We start from the raw sequence: 18,542 nt of genomic DNA, 5'->3' as shown, positions 1-18,542 counted from the left end.
GGTCAATTATGTTTAATAAATTATCCTTAAAAATTGGACTATTATTCTTTGTGTTCATGTTAATTATCGAGGTTTTTGTTTATTTTATTCTATATACAAATATAGCAAATGAACGTATTGATGAAGTGATGGATAGTTTATTAGCTCGTGCCAATACACATAGTGCTGTCTTGGAAAATAATTTTGATTCATCAACGTTAGAGCATGTTGCTATCATGGAGTCAGAATCGGAATTTGCTGTTATTATTACCGATGCCAATGGTAACATCATCATTAATTCCGATCCTGTTGAAAAGGAAATGTTTGAAGTAATTGTTCATACGGATTATAAGGATATACCCAGTGTAGGAAAAGTAGTAGAACAACGTTGGTCGGAAAAACAATATATAGCGGTTGATAGCCCCATTACTATTGATGAGGAACATCAAGGGCATGTCTTTATGTTTGCTAATACCAATATTGTAAAAAATATGGTTAATTATTTGAGTGATCAATTTGTCATAGTTGGACTAATCACCATTGTTCTAACCATCTTTACCGTTTTTATTCTTTCTCGTTTTATTACGTTACCATTAATGAAAATGAAAGAAGCCACCGAACAACTAAGCGAGGGGAAAAATAAGGTGCAATTACATATGGAACGAAAAGATGAACTAGGTGAATTAGCCGGTTCTATCATGTGGTTATCTAGTGATCTAGAACGATTAAAAAATGACAGAAATGAATTTTTGGCAAGTATCTCTCACGAACTTAGAACGCCATTAACCTACATAAAAGGGTATGCGGATATCATCAGTAAGCAAGACATAACGGACGAAGAAAGAAAAGAATATCTGGATATCATACGGGAAGAAACGGAGCATTTGACAGTTCTGGTTAAGAATTTATTTGACCTAGCTAAAATGGATGAGAATAAGTTTGTAATTAATCGAAAAAGTGTTAGTTTAAGACAACTAATCCAAACGATTGAAGAACGAATTGCTCCAGTAATGGAAGAAAAAAATATTACACTTTCTACTTCATGCCCAGTAAATATCATAGGTAATATTGATCCCGATAGAATCCAACAGGTTTTATTAAATATACTGGATAATGCCAGAAAACATACACCCGATGGAAAGTCTATATCATTAGAAGTAACCCAGAATGATAGGGAAATTACTATAACTATTTCAGATGAAGGGGAAGGAATTCCAAAAGAGGAATTACCATATCTATTTGAACGGTTATACCGTGTAGAAAAATCGCGTTCCAGAGAAAGTGGTGGAACGGGATTAGGATTAGCTATTGCAAAAGAAATTATAGAATCTCACGGAGGTACGATTGAAATCGAAAGTGAACTTGGTAAGGGTACAAGGGTTATTATTCATTTAACAAGAGGTGAATATAATGGTTAAAGCTCTATTAGTAGATGATGAAAAACGAATGTTAGATTTATTAGCATTATATTTGAGACCGCATAATTTTATATGTAAAAAAGCTATTAGTGCTAAAGAAGCATTATCTTTATTAAAAGAAGAAACCTTTGACATAGTACTTATAGATATTATGATGCCTGAAATGAACGGCTGGGAATTATGCCAAGAGATTAGAAAAGATTCGGACATCCCTATCATTATGGTATCTGCTCGTGAACAGAAAGAGGATATTATAAAAGGGTTAAAATTAGGTGCAGATGATTATGTGACGAAACCCTTTGATGAAGATGAGCTATTAGCAAGAATAGAAGCGGTATTACGTAGAATGAAACCTGCGAGGAAGATTGAAGTAAATGGTCTCTTATGGAATGAGGATGAGTTTGAGTTATCATATAAAAATAATACATTAAAGTTAACGCCAAAGGAATTTACCATGCTAGGTTATTTTATGAGAAAACCAAACCAAGTGTATACTAGAGAACAATTAATTGAATTAATTTGGGGATACGATTCGCACACAGAAGGAAGAACAGTTGATTCGCATGTACGGAACATGCGAGATAAAATTCGTCAATCTGGATTTCCCATAGATGATTATTTAATAACTGTTTGGGGTATTGGATATAAATGGGTAAACAAGCCTTCATTATAGGTATAAAAAGGTCTTTAATACAATTATAAAAGAAGACCTTTTGTTTTGACACAAATCTTTTACATAAAATCATAGCCTAATTAATACTGTACAGGGGTATAGTATGATATAGTATGGATAGAAGGATGAATAATACAGAAAATAATAGGAAATTCATCTAAATATCCATACCAAAGGAGGAGTAATAATGAATAACAAAGGAAATGAAGAGAATCAACACAACCACAATAAGCATAAAGAACATGACCATCATAATCATAATCAACATGAGGAACAAAAACATCACAGTCATCAACATCATAATCATGAACATGAAGATATGCATGGTCATCACAAACATGGACATGAAGAACACAAAAATCACGACCACAGTCATGGAAATAGTGGGCATCATGGTGGACATGGTGGACATGGTGGACATGGTGGACATCACGAACATATGGTAGAAGATTTTAAGAAACGTTTTTGGATATCCCTAGTATTATCAATTCCTATTTTATACTTATCTCCAATGATTCAAATGCTGATTGGATATGAAGTAAATTTCACAGGTGATACCCTCTTACTTTTCTTGCTTTCCACGATTGTCTTTTTCTATGGTGGAAAACCATTTTTACTTGGTGCATGGGATGAGTTAAAAGAGAAATCGCCTGCAATGATGATGTTAATTTCTTTAGCTATCATCGCCGCTTATGTATATAGCACACTGTCAGCATTCTTTATCGAAGGCAGCGACTTCTTCTTTGAACTAGCTACTCTTATTGTAATTATGTTGTTAGGACATTGGATAGAAATGAAATCCCTGATGGGTGCTTCAAAGGCACTGGAAGAGCTAATCAAGTTAATGCCAAAAGAAGCCCATAAACTGGACAAATCCGGAAATATTGTTGAGGTAACAGTCGAAGATTTACAACCGGGTGACCTGATTTTAGTTAAATCGGGTGAAAAGATTCCAATTGATGGTGAAATTTACGAAGGAGAATCTACCGTCGATGAGTCTATGCTTACAGGAGAATCTGTCCCTGTTGAAAAAGGACCCGGAATGGAAGCGATAGGTGGTTCCGTCAATGGTGATGGTGTATTAAAAGTTAAGGTAAGTAAAACAGGAAATGACACCTACCTATCCCAAGTTATTAAATTGGTAAGCGATGCAGAAAAATCGAAATCAAAGGCCCAAGGCTTTGCGGATATTGCTGCTAAATGGTTATTCTATGTTGCTCTTGTAGTAGGGATTATAACCTTTGCAGTTTGGTGGACTAACGGGGATTTAGATTTTGCTTTGGAACGAATGGTTACCGTTTTAATTATTGCTTGTCCACATGCACTTGGTTTGGCAACACCACTAGTAACATCTAGATCTACTTCCATTGCAGCTAAAAACGGCTTGTTAATTCGAAATAGAGTAGCATTTGAAAGTGCATTTAAATTGGATCGCGTGGTGTTTGACAAAACAGGAACACTTACGGAAGGTAATTTTGGTGTTACAGATATCCATCCAAGTGAGGGAATTAGTGAAGAAGAATTATTGAAATTAGCTTATTCTGTTGAAACACAATCAGACCATCCAATTGCTAAAGGAATTGTGAAAGAAGGAAATGATCGTAATTTAAAACCCCTTGATGTAAAGGATTATCAGAATTTAACTGGGAAAGGGTTAGTAGCTAAAATCGGTGATGCAGAAATTGCTGTTATTAGTCCCGGTGCTATGAAAGCAAATAAAATTTCTTTTGATGAAAAAATTTATGACCAACTGGCTTTACAAGGGAAAACAGTCGTATTTGTTCTTAAAGATAATGTCTTACAAGGAATGATAGCCCTAGCTGATATCATCCGTGAATCTTCTTATAAAGTTATTAAAGAATTAAATGACCGTGGCATAGAGACGGTTATGATGACTGGTGACAACACACGTGTAGCAAATTATGTAGGAGAAAAATTAGGTATTTCCAAAGTCATCGCTGAAGTACTTCCCCATGAGAAATCAAATAATGTGAAGTATTTAAAACAAAATGGAAAAAAAGTGGCGATGATTGGAGATGGAATTAATGATGCCCCCGCCTTAGCGGAAGCTGATTTGGGAATTGCTATTGGTGCAGGTACAGACGTTGCGATTGAAACAGCTGATGTCATACTAGTTAACAGTAATCCAGTAGACATTTTAAATATCATTAAATTGTCTAAGGCAAGTCGCAGGAAAATGGTTCAAAATTTAGGATGGGCTGCTGGGTATAACATTGTTGCTATTCCTTTAGCTGCAGGTGTATTGTACAATGTTGGGTTTGTCATAACCCCTGCCGTCGGAGCCGCAGTTATGTCACTCAGTACCATTATTTGTGCAATAAACGCTCAATTATTAAAAATCGATTAATAGAAACAAATAGTTTATGTTTGGCTAAGCATGTATGGTATTGCTTAGCCTTTTATTTTTCTGTAGGTAAATTTCTGTTCATAAATAGTACAAAGAATCTGCTTAATTTCTGCAAACTTGTAACGTAATCTAACAGAGAGTGTCTTTAGATAATACCACCGTTATACTATATTTCTATAAGGAGTGATACATACTTATGAGTTTGGAGGAAACAAAAAAGAAGAAGAAAAATAAAAGGAAAAACAGATTAATTTTTAGAACTTCTATATTAATTGTAATGGTTGGAGCTATTATATTTGCATTAGTGTCCAATATACAAGCGGATAAAACCATTTATCAAGTCGGAGATGAAGCACCTGACTTTGAATTAAAGCAAATTAATAAAAATAATGAATTAGAAACTATACGACTAAGTGATTTTAAAGGGCAAGGTATTATGCTGAACTTTTGGGGTACTTGGTGTAAACCGTGTGAAGAAGAAATGCCTTACATGCAAGAGCTTTATCCCGTATATAAAGAAAAAGGAATTGAAATCATTGCAGTTAGTTTGGATAATACAGAATTGGTTGTAGATCGATTTATTGATAAATATGATCTAACCTTTCCAATTCCCCATGATAAAACAGGAGAAGTCAGGGATTTATACAAAATAGGACCAATTCCAAGTTCCATATTCATTAATCCGGATGGGGAAATTCAAAGGATTGTAAATGGGGCCTTATCATTAGAAAGTTTGGAGAGTTACTTTAAAGAAATATTACCAAAACAATAGACTACGATTTTCTAATAAAGGGGGATAAAATTTTTGAATGAAATAAATATATTTCTAGCTTTTGGTGCTGGTTTCCTTTCTTTTATTTCACCGTGTGTATTACCACTATATCCGGCATTTTTATCTTATATTACCGGAATGAGCGTAAGTGAGATAAATGAAGAAAATAAAAAATGAATAAAAAAGCTCTTTTACATACCGTTCTATTTTTACTAGGGTTCTCAAGCATTTTTATTATGATTGGTTTTACCACCTCTTATATATCGGAATTCCTATTAACCTACCAAGATGCCATTAGACAAATTGGTGCTATTTTAATTATTTTCTTTGGACTAGTAATTGTTGGAGTATTTAATTTTAAATTTCTAATGAAGGACAAAAAAATAACATTCAAAAATCGCCCCGGAGGTTATGTTGGTTCTTTTATAATAGGAATGGCATTCTCTCTTGGATGGACTCCTTGTACCGGTCCAATATTAGCTATTGTGTTATCATTAGCTGCAACCAACCCCGATGTTGGTATGATTATGATGATTAGCTATGTTTTAGGCTTCTCTATTCCGTTTCTTTTATTGGCATTCTTTATTGGTAAATTAAAGTGGATTAGAAAACATAGCCTTAAATTAGTTAAAATAGGCGGATACGTTATGATCTTTATGGGTGTAGCACTGTTCTTTGACTGGATGACTAAATTAACTTCATTTTTGGCTGGTTGGTTTGGTTTTTATGGATTTTAAATATACTTTCCATAATTTCTCTATTACATTTGCACAAATAATGCACATTTGAGTATTATAATACGTTTTATAGATTTTGTTATAATGTAGAAAATCGTTTAACATAGTAATTGATAATAGCATTTAACTAATTAGATGAAAGAGGAGTCGAATAATATGAAAAAAGGATTATTGGCAGTAATTGGATTATTACTTATTTTAATAGTTGCTGCTTGTAGCGAAAGTGAAAGTACATCAAACGAAAACGAACCACAAGATATCAAGAAAGTGGTCCAAGAATACAGCATCGGGGATACTGATGATGTGTCTGCTTCTATTACTTCTGACGAGCTTATTGTAACTGATAGTGATAATAAAGAGACTACCTACAATCTTCCCGAAGACGAGTTCTTTGTTTCCATCGCACCATTTGTTGAGACAACACACCCTTGTACTAATCATAGCTTAACTGGTTGCCAAGGAGAATTAGTAGAAAAGGAATTTGATGTTTATATTGAAGACGAAGAAGGCAATGTTGTTGTTGATGAAACCATGACTTCATTAAAAAATGGATTTATTGATTTTTGGTTACCACGTGACAAAACATATAACGTGAAGATTCAATATGATGGAAAAACAGCTGAATCTGAGATTTCTACATTTGAAGGGGACAATACTTGCATAACAACAATGCAGTTAATTTAGTCTGGTTCCTCACAAATCCTTTTAACACAAAATATAATCATTTAAAGCAAATAGGAAAATGGATATAAACTTTTATAATAATATTTCTAACAGAACCGAGTCTTATCAAAGATAAGCCACTCGGTTCTGTTTTCTTAATTTACTATTTAATGTCTAATTAAATATTGAATATTAAAATCAAGTGGATCAATATAACTTAATATCAGAAATAATATTGCAATGGTAAAAATCAATAAGAATGGATGTTTAAAAAAGGAAAAGGTTTCTTGGTTAGCTTGTTTACGAATTGATTCTTCTGCTGTATATAAAACAAGTAATAAAATCATTGTTATCATCAAAGCCATTATATTGATGATTGCATTTGGCCTTGTCATAGCTACCATGTCTCCTAGCATTGCTCCCATCATTCCCCCATTAGTCCAGATAGTATTCCGTCAATGACAGCAGGTAGACCAATAGGTATTCCTGCAAGAAACCCAACAACCACTCCAATTAATATAGAGTAAACTGTTGATTGAAACAAATCACCATGAAAAGCCACTCCTAGAATGGTTCCTATTAAAATCCCCACCGACATCCCTAATGACATAGAAATCAACATCCCGTTCATTTTTGTTAGCCATTTTCGGTGATTCGTCACATATATTATGGTTGTTACAACTTGGGTGGTACACAACAAAAGTATAAAAAGTAAAGAAATTGACATTATTACAACTCCAATCATAGTATGTATGTCCACTTTTATTGTATTCACTGTTGGATTGCAATATGATATACCCCTATAGGGTAGAAGGATTAACCTTATGAAACAGTATATAGAAGGTTTGATTTAGTTAGCCAAGCCTAGTTCCTAATTAGCAGAACAAACACCATGATCAGTTTTAGGTCATTTTTAGATCGGGTAAATATTTCAGATGAAATATTATACTTTAAGTTAGATTAGCTTCCTATTATCCTGTTAAATTTAAAATCACAACTTCTAAATGTTCTCCATAAAATCTCGATAATTTTTAGGTATGATTTATTTAAGAAAGGAGATGTAATAAATGAAAAAATTATTAATAGGTATTTTAACCGGAGCCGTACTATTAGGAAGTGCTTCATTTGTTGCGGCCGAATCAAATGGAAGTGGAATCTTAAACTTTGAGGAGATGAAACCACATATTGAAGAAATGCATCCTAATTTATCACCAGAACAGCAGGAAGAAATGTTCAACAACTGTCATGGCGAAAATGGTATGATGCAAAACAATACTGAATTCCGTGATACGATGCATGATTTATAGTTTAAAGAGGTGTTCCCGTATGGTTGGGATGATGAGTATGAAGGTTCATGGGTTACTGGGATGGATACTTAACCTTGCATCCATCGGTATTGTTGTGTATTATGCCACCAAATTAGCATTGAAAAATAATCATAAAAATTAATAGTAACTTACAATCCCTTTTAAGTGGTAAATGTCCCCTTAGTTGGACGACAACTAATTGACCATTTAGATAATAATAAAGAAGCCGCCACCCTTTGATCTGCTAAATCAAAATAAGGGTGACGGTTCGCTATGCAAAGTAAATACATTTTTGTTTATCCAGAAATAATTCATTCAGAACAACATTATCATGCTAACTAAAAATGCCAGCAGCATTCTCGGTATTTTTAAGATGTTTGATTTCTAGGATTAAAATTTGCCCCATTTGTTAAATTAGGAATGAAAATAAAGCGTTGAATGTACCATTCTCAAACATGATATAAATCCCTAGCCCTATAAATACAATAGGGACAATCCAACGTTCATATTTCTCAATTTTTTCTGATACAAAATCCAAAGAAGCTAAGCGATAGCTGACATAACATAGAACCCCAACCATAATGAAGAAGACAATACTAGCAATAAGTATTTCAACCGTGTTTAATGCCGTGAAATAAGGTATATAAATAGAAAAGTCATCTGCACTGGAAGACAGCACAATAAATATGACTGTTATATACAATTTATTAAACCGATTTGAGGAAAATAAAGATAATATATTGCTTTCATCTTCATCCTCCTCTCCCTTGATCCAAATCTTAATCCCCAGATAAAGTGGAATAAGCCCTAGAAGACCTAAAACCCATTGCTGAGGGATTAACCATGTAATACCTAGAGCTACTAAAAGACTGGCAGCTATAATAATTGCCGTACCTATGTATTGTCCAATCCATATATGTTTCGCTTGTCCTTTTTTTATTTGTGAAAACAAAAGGATTAAAATAATAAGATAATCAATCCCTGTTGCTACATAAACTGCAGCCGCAGTAAGTGCCGTTGTAATCATTTTTTTCATCTCCAATATTTCAGGATTGGGCTTTTCAATAAGAAGAAAAGCCCTGAGATTGCAAATTTAGTTAATATTTATCTTCTTCCACTCGCATTAGTCTTAAACCATTCAATGCTACTAAAAGAGTTGCTCCCATATCTGAAAGGATGGCAATCCAAAGTGTTAGCCAACCGGGGATAACCAATAATAAGGCAATGAATTTAATTGCTAATGCGAAGGTGATGTTTTGCTTAATTATAGTAAGTGCTTTTCGGCTTAGTTTCACAGAAAATGGAAGTTTTCTTAAATCATCTCCCATTAAAGCTACATCTGCTGTTTCAAGGGCAGTATCTGTCCCTGCTCCACCCATTGCAATTCCAACTGTAGAGGCAGCTAACGCAGGGGCATCATTGACACCATCCCCAACCATCGCTACGTTGCCATATTTAGATCTCAATTGTTTAATAAATTCTAATTTATCTTGAGGCAATAGTTCTGCTTGAATATCCGTTACCCCAACATGACCTCCAATTGCATTGGCTGTACCTTTGTTGTCACCTGTAAGCATGATGGTTTTTTTGATTCCAAGTTGATGTAACTTTTGAATGATTTCCTTGCTGGATTCACGTACTTCATCGGCTACTGCAATGACAGCAAGTATTTCTTTTTCAGTTCCAACCATCATTGCGGTTTTACCTTGATTTTGTAGGTTCTTAACAATTTGCTCTTGTTTATTATTAAAGTCAACTGACAGATTCTCAAATAATTTCGGATTTCCAATGTAGTAAGTCGTACCGTTGATAGTCCCCTTAATTCCTTTTCCTGTGATAGAAGAGAAATCATCCACGATTACATGAGTGTAGGAAATGTTCTCCTCATCTGCTTTTTTCATAATAGCTGAAGCTAGAGGATGCCCGGAACGATATTCTAATGCAGTAATGATAGACAACATATCTTCTGCATTTACCTGATTGTTCAACATTTTAAAATCTGTTACAACTGGAACTCCTTTTGTAAGTGTACCCGTTTTATCAAAAGCTATTGCTTTTAAAGCACCCATTTCTTCTAGATAAATTCCGCCTTTGATAAGCACACCTTTTTTAGCTGCATTTCCAATTGCTGAAACAATAGAAATAGGAGTTGAAATAACTAATGCACAGGGACAACCAACGACCAATACTGCTAGCCCTTGATAAACCCAAGTTCCCCAGCTGCCACCAAATAATAATGGTGGTACTACAGCTACCAGCCCTGCGATAATCATAATAATAGGCGTATAATATTTTGCAAATTTATCTACAAACGCTTGAGAAGGCGCGCGTTCCCCTTGAGCTTCTTCAACAAGGTGAATGATTTTGGAAATTGTTGTATCTTCAACAAGCTTTGTTACTTTAACTTCAAGTATTCCCTCTTCGTTTAATGTACCTGCAAAAACTTCATCATCCACTGTTTTCTCAACTGGGACTGACTCGCCTGTAATAGTTGCTTGATTAACAGCCGAGTAACCATGTACTACTACACCATCCATAGCAAGCTTTTGACCGGGTTTCACAATCATAATATCGCCAACAGCAATATCATCAACATGAATCATCATTTCTTGCCCATTTCTTCTAACAAGCGCCTCTTTCGGAGCAATATCCATTAAAGATCGAATTGATTGTCTTGCTCGGTCCATAGAGAAACGTTCTAAAGCTTCACTAATTGCAAAGAGAATAACAACAATTGCACCTTCTGCCCATTCTCCAATAATAGCTGCTCCAATAATAGCCACTGTCATAAGAGTTTTCATGTCAAATTCAAAATGTAGTAAGTTTTGAAACCCGACTTTAAAGAGTGAATATCCCCCAATAACGATGGCTGCTGCAAACAATAGGGAGGTAATAATATTTTCTTCCCCATTAACAAACTGAGAGATATAACCAAAAACGATTAATAAAGAAGCGTATAGTAATGTGCTGTGTTTTTTATAAAATGGCTCTTTCTCTTCTTTAACCTCTTGTTTCTCTTCCCTTAATGGTTTATCTGGAGCGACTTTAAGGTTTTCAAAAGCACCAGCTTTTTCTAATTCCTCGATAGTTGTATTCCCATATACCTCAATTTTAGATGCACCAAAATTTACTTTTGCATCATGAACCCCTGATAATTTTTTTACATTCTCTTCGAATTTACCCGCACAATTGGCACACGAAAAGCCTTCAACCCGATACACATTTTTATCCTGATGAACAACAATTGGTGTTTGCCGTTTTGGTTTTTCAGGCATTACTTTAAGATTTTCAAAAGCGCCAGCCCTTTCTAATTCTTCAACCGTTGCATCACCATATACGGATATTTTAGATGCACCGAAATTTACTTTTGCATCTTGCACATTGGGCAGTTTCTTAACATTTCTTTCAAATTTCCCTGCACAATTAGCACATGAAAAGCCTTGTACTCGGTAGGAAGTCATTTCCACTTCAGACCGTTCAGCTTGTTCAGACATTTACCTCCACCTCTTTCTTATGTGTTAATGCAATCATCATAATTTGTTTGATATGTTCGTCGTTTAATGAGTAAAAGGAAAGCTTTCCTTCTTTTCTATAGTTGACAATCCTTTGCTTATAAAGTGTTCGTAAATGATGAGAAGCATTAGCAACTGTAACGCCTAAGATATTAGCTATATCACAAACACATAGTTCATCTTCCTGACACAAAGCATAGGTGATTTTTGCTCTATTTTCGTCGGCAATTGCTTTTAACATTTGAGAGACACCTGAAATATCTACTGTTTGTAGATCACCCTGTATTCGATTAACCTTTTCCTCGTCATAACAAAAAATTTCACAAGTATCTTTCTTATTCAATTCATCACCTCATTCAAGTATTCGCTTGATTATATAATAACTTTTTCCAGCGCAACATTCAAGCATATACTTGAATGAAATAAAAAAGAAATCGGTATTTCCAATTCTAAAAAGTACTTCTTCAATTTCCCATTTAAGTCAAACAATCACATAAGGTCCCATTTCTCTTATCTAGTATTTCATTGTAATATCAGTATGAAGGAGGATTAGATATGGATATATCAAGAGTTGCAATTTATGCTCGTGTAAGCACAGAAGAACAGGCAAAAGAAGGTTTTAGTATAGCCGCGCAACTTCAAACACTTCGGCAATATGCTCAAATTTATAACTGGGAGGTGATTGATGAATATGTCGATGAAGGAATTAGTGGTAAATCCGTAAAAGGACGGCCTGAAATGAAAAGACTAATTAAAGATGTAGAGAATGAGAGATTTGATGCTGTAATAGTTTGGAAAATTTCCCGACTTTCAAGAAATATGCTAGAAACACTCATGATTCTAGATAAGTTTGAAAAATACAACGTGAAATTTATATCCTACTCAGAAAACTTTGATACCAGTAGTCCTATAGGTCGTTTAGTACTTCAAATTATGGCCTCAGTCGCTGAAATGGAGCGAAATACATTAGCGGAAAACGTTAAGCTTGGGATGAAACAGAGAGCTTTGGAAGGGAGATGGAACGGCGGGGTTGTATTTGGATATGACACTGTTAAGAAGGAGCTAGTTATCAATGAAAAGGAAGCTGAAGTAGTACAGTTAATCTATCATATGTATGCAAATGGCAAAGGGCTAAGAGCGATTTCTAACCACTTAAATAAAGCTGGATATAAAACCAAGCGTAATCGTTATTTCTCCATCAATGGAGTAGCACAAATCCTAGACAATGTAATATATAACGGTAAAATCAGTTGGCTAAAATTTGAAAATTGGGATTCCAAACGAAGAAAAGGGAAAAATCCAAATCCTATTCTTGTAGAAGGAAAACATGAACCTATTATTTCGGACGAACTATGGAGCGTTGTACGAGCAAGGAGAAAAAGTAAATCATTTAAGCAGCGTCAATCAAACGAACCATTTTTACTTAGTGGCCTTTTACGCTGTCCTGATTGTGGTCAAGGAATGGTTCCGTCAATTACAACACATACACGAAAAGATGGGACGAAACGAAAACATCGTTATTACGTCTGTAGCGATTTTCATAACAAAGGATCTGCTGCTTGTAAAGCTAATTCCATTAAGGCATATAAAGCAGAAGAAACGGTTATCAAGAAAATTGAACAACTTAGTTCTAATAAGAAGAGGTTATATAAGATTCTCACAGACATTAGTTCTAATTCCGCTCATTCGATAAGCCAACTTAATAAAGAACTAGTAGAGATTGAAAAGCGGTTAAAGGAAATTGAACAATTACAGGCAAGGTATATGGAAGCCTTTGAGAAAAACACTCTTCCTGTGGATATACTGCAAGAAAGTTTACAAAAGGTTTCCAATGAAAAAAGAGAATTAGAATCAGAGAAAAATGAGATTGCAATCCAATTAAGTTCTATAGATTCAAAGGTAATTCAACCAGATTTGATTGAAAAATTACTAGAAAAGTTCCTATCGGTTTATAAGAAGTCATCTAGAGAAAACCAAAAGCAATTACTACAGTTATTAATTGATAATATTACAATCAAACAAAAAGATAGATCCAGAACAATTAAAAACATAGAACTTGAATTTGATTTTACTGAAATGAATATATCCAAAACCTTTATACTTATCCATTTGTTATATCGTGAAACGGATAATGAAAACACATTTTCAATACCCGCTTCCGACAAAGAATTACCACCTTACCTACAACAATTTTTGCCTCTATTTGTGGTACGGTTCCCCCCGATTTATCCGATATCCCCGATACACTTGCTCCAACAAAATCAATCTCATTACCTGATGAGGAAACGTCATTTTAGAGAAAGATATCGCCATGTCGCTTCTGGATTGCACTTCTTTACTAATGCCAAGTGATCCACCAATGATAAACGCAATTTTGCTTTTACCGTATGTCGCTAGGTCGTCTAACTTTTTTGCGAACTCCTCAGAAGTTAGCATCTTCCCTTTAACTTCAAGCGTAAATACATATGTATCGTCCCCGACATGGGACAGGATACGCTCTCCCTCTTTCCGTTTTACTTCTTCCATTTCCGCTTCACTCAAGTTTTCTGGTGCCTTCTCATCTGCTACTTCGACAATATCGACCTTTGCATAGGCTGATAACCTTTTTAAATATTCTTGGATTCCCTGTTTTAAATATTTTTCTTTCAGTTTTCCCACCGATACAATAGTAATTTTCATTTCCTTCGTCCCTTCGCCTAAAAAAACCCCACTTTTATATAAAATGGGGTTCTCTACTTATTTTATAATTTGTACTTTTTTTATCGTACGGTTATCGATTTCCATAATCTTAAAGGTTAAATTCTCCCGCTCAATGACTTCATCTTCCTCAGGGAATTCATTTAATTCCTTTAATAAGTAACCGGCTAACACATCTTCTTCTTCGGGAATGTCTGTATGAAAGATAGAATTTAACCGATGAAGCGTGATTTTACCGTCACAAACAATCTCGGTTTCTGTTAGCTTTTCAACTAAAGCATCCGTATCTAAATCCATTTCATCGGAGATTTCTAATCCAATCATGGATTCAATCACATCTTCATGTGTCAATATTCCCTCTGTACCACCATATTCATCTAATACAACCGCCATATGTTTCTTTTCCTTTGTCATTTTGAGAAACACCCATTCCACCGAATGAAATTCATAAACGAGTAATGGATCAATATCGCTAAATTGCTTAAGTGGTTTTTCGGGTTCTAATGACCATTGGATTAAATATTTAGAATGAAATACCCCGATAATATTATCGATATCTTCTTTATAAATGGGATATCTTGTAAATGGGTTTTCGACAACTACCTTTCTTACCTCTTCATATGTAGCGTTGATTGGTAGTGCCACTAGGTCTACTCGAGGTGTTTTTAACACATCTTTTACATTCAAATTCTGAAAATCAAGGACGCCACGTATACGATACGATTCCGCTTTACCGAATGTCCCTTCCGAATCAGCTATATCAACCATCGTTCGAAATTCTTCTTTTGAAATAGAAACATCTTCCGGGTTCCCTTTTGATAGGGCTCTAGTGATGAATCCCGTTAAACTATTTAAAATAAACGTGATTGGTTTAAAAATAGTGACAAAGAAGCGAATAACCGGATACACAATTGCTGCAATTTTATCAGGAAATGCAGCCGCTATCGATTTCGGGAGTACTTCTGAAAAAACGATAATGGTAATAGTCAGAATAGCGGATGCCAATCCAATATTAAATCCGTATTCAATCGCTATCGTTGTAACTAAAGTTGGTAAAAGTATATTCGCAATATTATTCCCTATAAGAATCGAAGTTATAAATTCACTAGGTTTGGAAACCAAGTCTAAAAGCTTTTCTGACTTTCTATCACCGTTATTCGCTTTTGTCTGTAATTTCATTTTATTTGTTGCTGTTAATGCCGTTTCACTTCCTGAAAAGAAAAATGAAACAAATAATAAAAAAATGATCGCAATGATCACGGGCCTATTTCCTCCTTAAGCTCCATAAAAACTTATATTTATTTTTATATGATTTATTGGGCGCTATGAATAGTATTCCTTACCTATTCCAATTTAAAACAAATTATCTAAGAATAGTCGTACAACATCAAATCCTCCAACAAACGTACCAACAGAGCTACCAATGTTTGCCAAAACAACAACTAATAATACTCGTGATACTTTGTTTTGCCAAAATCCCTTAACCGTAAATACATCCTCAGCTAGATTTTCAAAATCCCGTACAGTTGGTCTACTAAAATAAGCTTGGACAATTCCAGAGAACCAACCAGCTGCCAGTAGTGGATTCAATGAAGTAATAGGAGCAGCGATAAAGGATGTGACAATGGCCAAAGGATGTCCTAATGCAAAAAGAGTTCCTAATGCGGAAAAGGAACCATTCCATAAAACCCAACTAATGGTCTGCTGCCAACCTGCTGCTGGGTTTGAAATAAATGTGTAAGCTATCATGGCAATAATTAGAATTGGTATGGACCATCCAATAATTTTTGGTACATTCGACTTTGGCGGTCGTATGGACAGTTTTTCTAAATCATGATTTTTTTCTATTTCCTTCGTTATGCCGGGAACATGTGCTGCACCTAATACAGCTACTACCTTGTCCCCAGGAGCTGTTTTTATCTTTTGGGATAAAAATTGATCTCGTTCATCAATTAATGGTTTTTTGAGTCTTGGGAAGTGTTCTGTAAATTCCTGAAGCATCGCATTAATTGTATCTTGTTGCTTCATTTTTTCTAATTCTGCTTCGGAAATTTCCTCTTTACTAAAAATACTGGCCATTATTTGCGTTAAAAGAATAGATTTGCCTTTCAATCCTAGGTTTCCCCATATTCTTGCAAACGTAATTTGAATATTACGATCTGCGAGAACCAATTCCGCACCAATTTCCTCAGCCGATTCCATCCCTTGTATCATTTCCTGACCGGCATTGATTCCAAATTGCTTAGCCATTCTTTTCTGGAAGGAAGATATGGCGAGGTTCATTAATAAAAGCGTTGCACGTTTCTCTTTTATCACTTTAAAAATGTCCATATCCTTCCAAGAGTTACCTTCTTTAATTGATTGGTACCGCGCTTCATCTAATTCAATACAAACTGAATCTGGCTTTTCTGCTTCGATGACTTCTTTTACTTGTTCGGCACTTTGCTTGGAAACATGTGCCGTTCCAATAAGAATAATTTCCTTATGATTCATATGTAAACGAGTTATATTCTCTTCCGTCATACGTACCTTCCTTTTTCATTTAAACATAGTTTTATTTTAAACTATATAAGCTAAAATTAATAATTTTATTACTCTGGGAATTACATAAATTGGTAAGGGGGAAAATTTTAGTCCGTAAACAAAGCGAAAAAGGGAATCCTGTTAGATTCCCTTTTAATTTAAATTATGTGTTGCAAGAATAGTGACCATTGTATCTTGAATGGCTGACATGGAATCTTCTATATAATTATTATTTAATATAGAGAAGATTAGTTTTTCACCATTTATATTCGTAACATAACCAGATAAGGTTTGTACACCGGTAATGGATCCTGTTTTAGCTCTTACATTCCCCTTTAGATTGTCCATTCTGCTTCGAAGTGTTCCACCTACTAATTTTTCCGACTCACCTGCTACGGGAAGTGAATTTTCAAACACTGTGAACCAATCTTTTTGTTGAATCTCATAAAGAAGCTTCGTTAATTCGCTGGAAGAAACAAAGTTTTTATGGGACATTCCTGAGCCGTCACGAAGTAGAAAAAGATTCGGATCCATACCAAGATTTATTATAGACTCTTCCATAACTGCAAGCCCCTTCTCCCAACTCCCTTCCCCATGAACGGCCTTACCCATCTCCTTAACTAACACTTCACCAATCGTATTATTACTTAATTTCATAAAGGGAAGTAACAATTCCTTTAAGGGCATTGACTGATTTTCTGCTAATAACGTTGCATCCTTAGGAACCGCATCCAATCGTTGTTCCAATTCCGATGAAAAAGAGATCCCATTACTTATAAGCGATGATGCAAAGATATTTAATACATAACTAGTTGGATCCCATACAGCTGCCCAAGTTTTTTCTTTAGATGCCCCGATGGGTATATCACCTTCTACTATGATTGTATTCTCTCCGTGTACTCTATCTATTGTTAGTTGTTTTTTCTCATCTTTATGAACTGTTCTTGTCTGATTCAAAATTTTCACATAATCTGTTTCAGGTATTACATTTACTTGGGCAACATCCCCTTGTCGTTTCCCAGGAATTATTTCTAACATTACTGTTCCCGCATCATAGTCCTTATCCGGCGAAAGCGTTAAGGCCGAAATCTGCGCCCCCGTATGAAATGGTTCGTCCGACCAATTCAGATCCTGAGATAGTCGAATATTATCATACCAAGTGTCATCTGCAACCAAATCCCCTTCAACTTTCCGAACCTCTAATTTCTTTAAATGGTTAACAAGTTCATCTATATCTTCCTTTAGTAACGTTGGGTCGCCTCCGCCTTGTATATATAGATTTCCTTTTAGAACCCCACCAACTAGCTCACCGTCCGTGTAAACCTTTGTCTTGAATTTATGGTCTGGTCCTAGAACTTCCAAGGCAGTGGACGCTGTTAATATTTTCATATTAGAAGCAGGATGCAAACGTGTATTTCCATGGTGAGAGTATATTTCCTCCCCAGTAACTGCTTTCCTCACGCTTATACCAGTTATAGAACCTTGTAGTCGCTCATCCTCTAATATTTTATTTAGCTTTTCTTCCAATGACCATGATGGATTTATTTCTGAGGTGATACTTTCAGAAGCATGAATCAATTCAATATTAAAAAGTGGAGCAAAAAATATAGCGAAGAGAAAAACTTTTATGTACTTTTTAATAAACATTTTGAACACCTACAATATTATGTGATGATAGTCGGAGGGTGAATGCTGATATAGCGTTACGTGGGCTGATATCTCGAGTGTGAGCGCTGATATTTGATGCGTGAGTACTGATATCCTGGGTGTGAGTGCTGATATAGTGTACGTGTGCTGATATCTCGAGTGTGAGTGCTGATATATGCTGCGTGAGTACTGATATCCCGGGTGTGAATGCTGATATAGCGGACGTGTGCTGATATCTCGAGTGTG

The 18,542-nt window shown here is 35.1% G+C and carries 16 protein-coding genes and 2 pseudogenes; 9 read left to right on the top strand and 9 right to left on the bottom strand.

Features of this window, described 5'->3' with window-relative positions; genetic code table 11:
* The first annotated feature begins 8 nt into the window (after window positions 1–8).
* From ACFQ18_RS07155 to ACFQ18_RS07130, 6 genes and pseudogenes are all read left to right on the top strand, one after another.
* A complete protein-coding gene (locus ACFQ18_RS07155) occupies window positions 9–1,397 on the top strand; it encodes a HAMP domain-containing sensor histidine kinase (RefSeq protein ID WP_204798083.1) in 1,389 nt (462 codons plus the stop codon).
* Window positions 1,390–2,070 carry a response regulator transcription factor gene (locus tag ACFQ18_RS07150; RefSeq protein ID WP_204798084.1) on the top strand — a complete coding sequence of 227 codons (681 nt, stop codon included), beginning with the start codon at window positions 1,390–1,392 and terminating at the stop codon, window positions 2,068–2,070. The genes ACFQ18_RS07155 and ACFQ18_RS07150 overlap by 8 nt, the downstream gene beginning before the upstream one ends.
* Window positions 2,071–2,257: 187 nt before the next feature.
* A complete protein-coding gene (locus ACFQ18_RS07145) occupies window positions 2,258–4,438 on the top strand; it encodes a copper-translocating P-type ATPase (RefSeq protein ID WP_204798085.1) in 2,181 nt (726 codons plus the stop codon).
* Between the two features lie 196 nt (window positions 4,439–4,634).
* Window positions 4,635–5,210: a thiol-disulfide oxidoreductase ResA gene (resA, locus tag ACFQ18_RS07140; protein WP_040047918.1), complete on the top strand. Its 576-nt coding sequence runs from the start codon at window positions 4,635–4,637 to the stop codon at window positions 5,208–5,210.
* Between the two features lie 33 nt (window positions 5,211–5,243).
* Window positions 5,244–5,947 (top strand): annotated as a pseudogene (locus ACFQ18_RS07135) (cytochrome c biogenesis CcdA family protein).
* Between the two features lie 156 nt (window positions 5,948–6,103).
* Window positions 6,104–6,631, top strand: a complete 528-nt coding sequence (locus ACFQ18_RS07130; RefSeq protein ID WP_040037828.1) for a CueP family metal-binding protein — start codon at window positions 6,104–6,106, stop codon at window positions 6,629–6,631.
* A gap of 146 nt (window positions 6,632–6,777) precedes the next feature.
* On the opposite strand, the gene ACFQ18_RS07125 is transcribed toward ACFQ18_RS07130, so the two are convergent.
* Both ACFQ18_RS07125 and ACFQ18_RS07120 read right to left on the bottom strand, forming a co-directional pair.
* Window positions 6,778–7,038, bottom strand: coding sequence for a hypothetical protein (locus tag ACFQ18_RS07125; RefSeq protein ID WP_125444174.1), 261 nt, complete (start codon window positions 7,036–7,038; stop codon window positions 6,778–6,780).
* A complete protein-coding gene (locus ACFQ18_RS07120; RefSeq protein WP_125444175.1) occupies window positions 7,035–7,337 on the bottom strand; it encodes a hypothetical protein in 303 nt (100 codons plus the stop codon). The genes ACFQ18_RS07125 and ACFQ18_RS07120 overlap by 4 nt, the downstream gene beginning before the upstream one ends.
* 340 nt (window positions 7,338–7,677) lie before the next feature.
* Here ACFQ18_RS07120 and ACFQ18_RS07115 point away from each other — a divergent pair, with 340 nt between their 5' ends.
* Window positions 7,678–7,917, top strand: a complete 240-nt coding sequence (locus tag ACFQ18_RS07115; RefSeq protein WP_040036846.1) for a hypothetical protein — start codon at window positions 7,678–7,680, stop codon at window positions 7,915–7,917.
* 19 nt (window positions 7,918–7,936) lie between these two features.
* Window positions 7,937–8,059, top strand: a complete 123-nt coding sequence (locus ACFQ18_RS07110) for a hypothetical protein (protein ID WP_276516078.1) — start codon at window positions 7,937–7,939, stop codon at window positions 8,057–8,059.
* 267 nt (window positions 8,060–8,326) lie between these two features.
* Here ACFQ18_RS07110 and ACFQ18_RS07105 read toward each other — a convergent pair whose 3' ends face one another.
* The 3 genes from ACFQ18_RS07105 to ACFQ18_RS07095 all read right to left on the bottom strand — a co-directional run bounded on the left by ACFQ18_RS07105 (window position 8,327) and on the right by ACFQ18_RS07095 (window position 11,772).
* Entirely contained in the window at window positions 8,327–8,944 is a 618-nt protein-coding gene (locus ACFQ18_RS07105) for a CadD family cadmium resistance transporter (RefSeq protein WP_040036845.1), read from the bottom strand.
* A gap of 70 nt (window positions 8,945–9,014) precedes the next feature.
* Window positions 9,015–11,411, bottom strand: coding sequence for a heavy metal translocating P-type ATPase (locus tag ACFQ18_RS07100; protein ID WP_062351075.1), 2,397 nt, complete (start codon window positions 11,409–11,411; stop codon window positions 9,015–9,017).
* Complete coding sequence (locus ACFQ18_RS07095; RefSeq protein ID WP_040047916.1) at window positions 11,404–11,772, bottom strand: ArsR/SmtB family transcription factor; 369 nt, start codon at window positions 11,770–11,772, stop codon at window positions 11,404–11,406. Before ACFQ18_RS07095 ends, ACFQ18_RS07100 begins: the two co-directional genes overlap by 8 nt.
* Before the next feature lie 212 nt (window positions 11,773–11,984).
* Between ACFQ18_RS07095 and ACFQ18_RS07090 the strand changes: the two are divergent.
* A pseudogene (locus ACFQ18_RS07090) lies at window positions 11,985–12,986 on the top strand (recombinase family protein); the annotation flags it as partial.
* A gap of 642 nt (window positions 12,987–13,628) precedes the next feature.
* Here the strand turns inward: ACFQ18_RS07090 and rlmH are convergent.
* From rlmH to dacB, 4 genes are all read right to left on the bottom strand, one after another.
* Window positions 13,629–14,108, bottom strand: coding sequence for a 23S rRNA (pseudouridine(1915)-N(3))-methyltransferase RlmH (gene rlmH / locus ACFQ18_RS07085; RefSeq protein ID WP_060668632.1), 480 nt, complete (start codon window positions 14,106–14,108; stop codon window positions 13,629–13,631).
* A gap of 57 nt (window positions 14,109–14,165) precedes the next feature.
* The gene (locus ACFQ18_RS07080; protein WP_047186164.1) at window positions 14,166–15,386 is read right to left on the bottom strand and encodes a hemolysin family protein; all 1,221 of its coding nucleotides are present in this window, start codon (window positions 15,384–15,386) and stop codon (window positions 14,166–14,168) included.
* Window positions 15,387–15,479: 93 nt separating this feature from the next.
* Window positions 15,480–16,649, bottom strand: coding sequence for a TraB/GumN family protein (locus tag ACFQ18_RS07075; RefSeq protein ID WP_068676021.1), 1,170 nt, complete (start codon window positions 16,647–16,649; stop codon window positions 15,480–15,482).
* A gap of 153 nt (window positions 16,650–16,802) precedes the next feature.
* A complete protein-coding gene (gene dacB / locus ACFQ18_RS07070; protein ID WP_204798086.1) occupies window positions 16,803–18,296 on the bottom strand; it encodes a D-alanyl-D-alanine carboxypeptidase/D-alanyl-D-alanine endopeptidase in 1,494 nt (497 codons plus the stop codon).
* Window positions 18,297–18,542: the final 246 nt, after the last annotated feature.

Source organism: Oceanobacillus caeni (genome assembly GCF_042678465.1).
Taxonomy (GTDB): Bacteria; Bacillota; Bacilli; order Bacillales; family Amphibacillaceae; genus Oceanobacillus; species Oceanobacillus caeni.
Note: the sequence above shows the minus strand (reverse complement) of the source record. Positions and strands in the feature narration are given on the sequence as shown.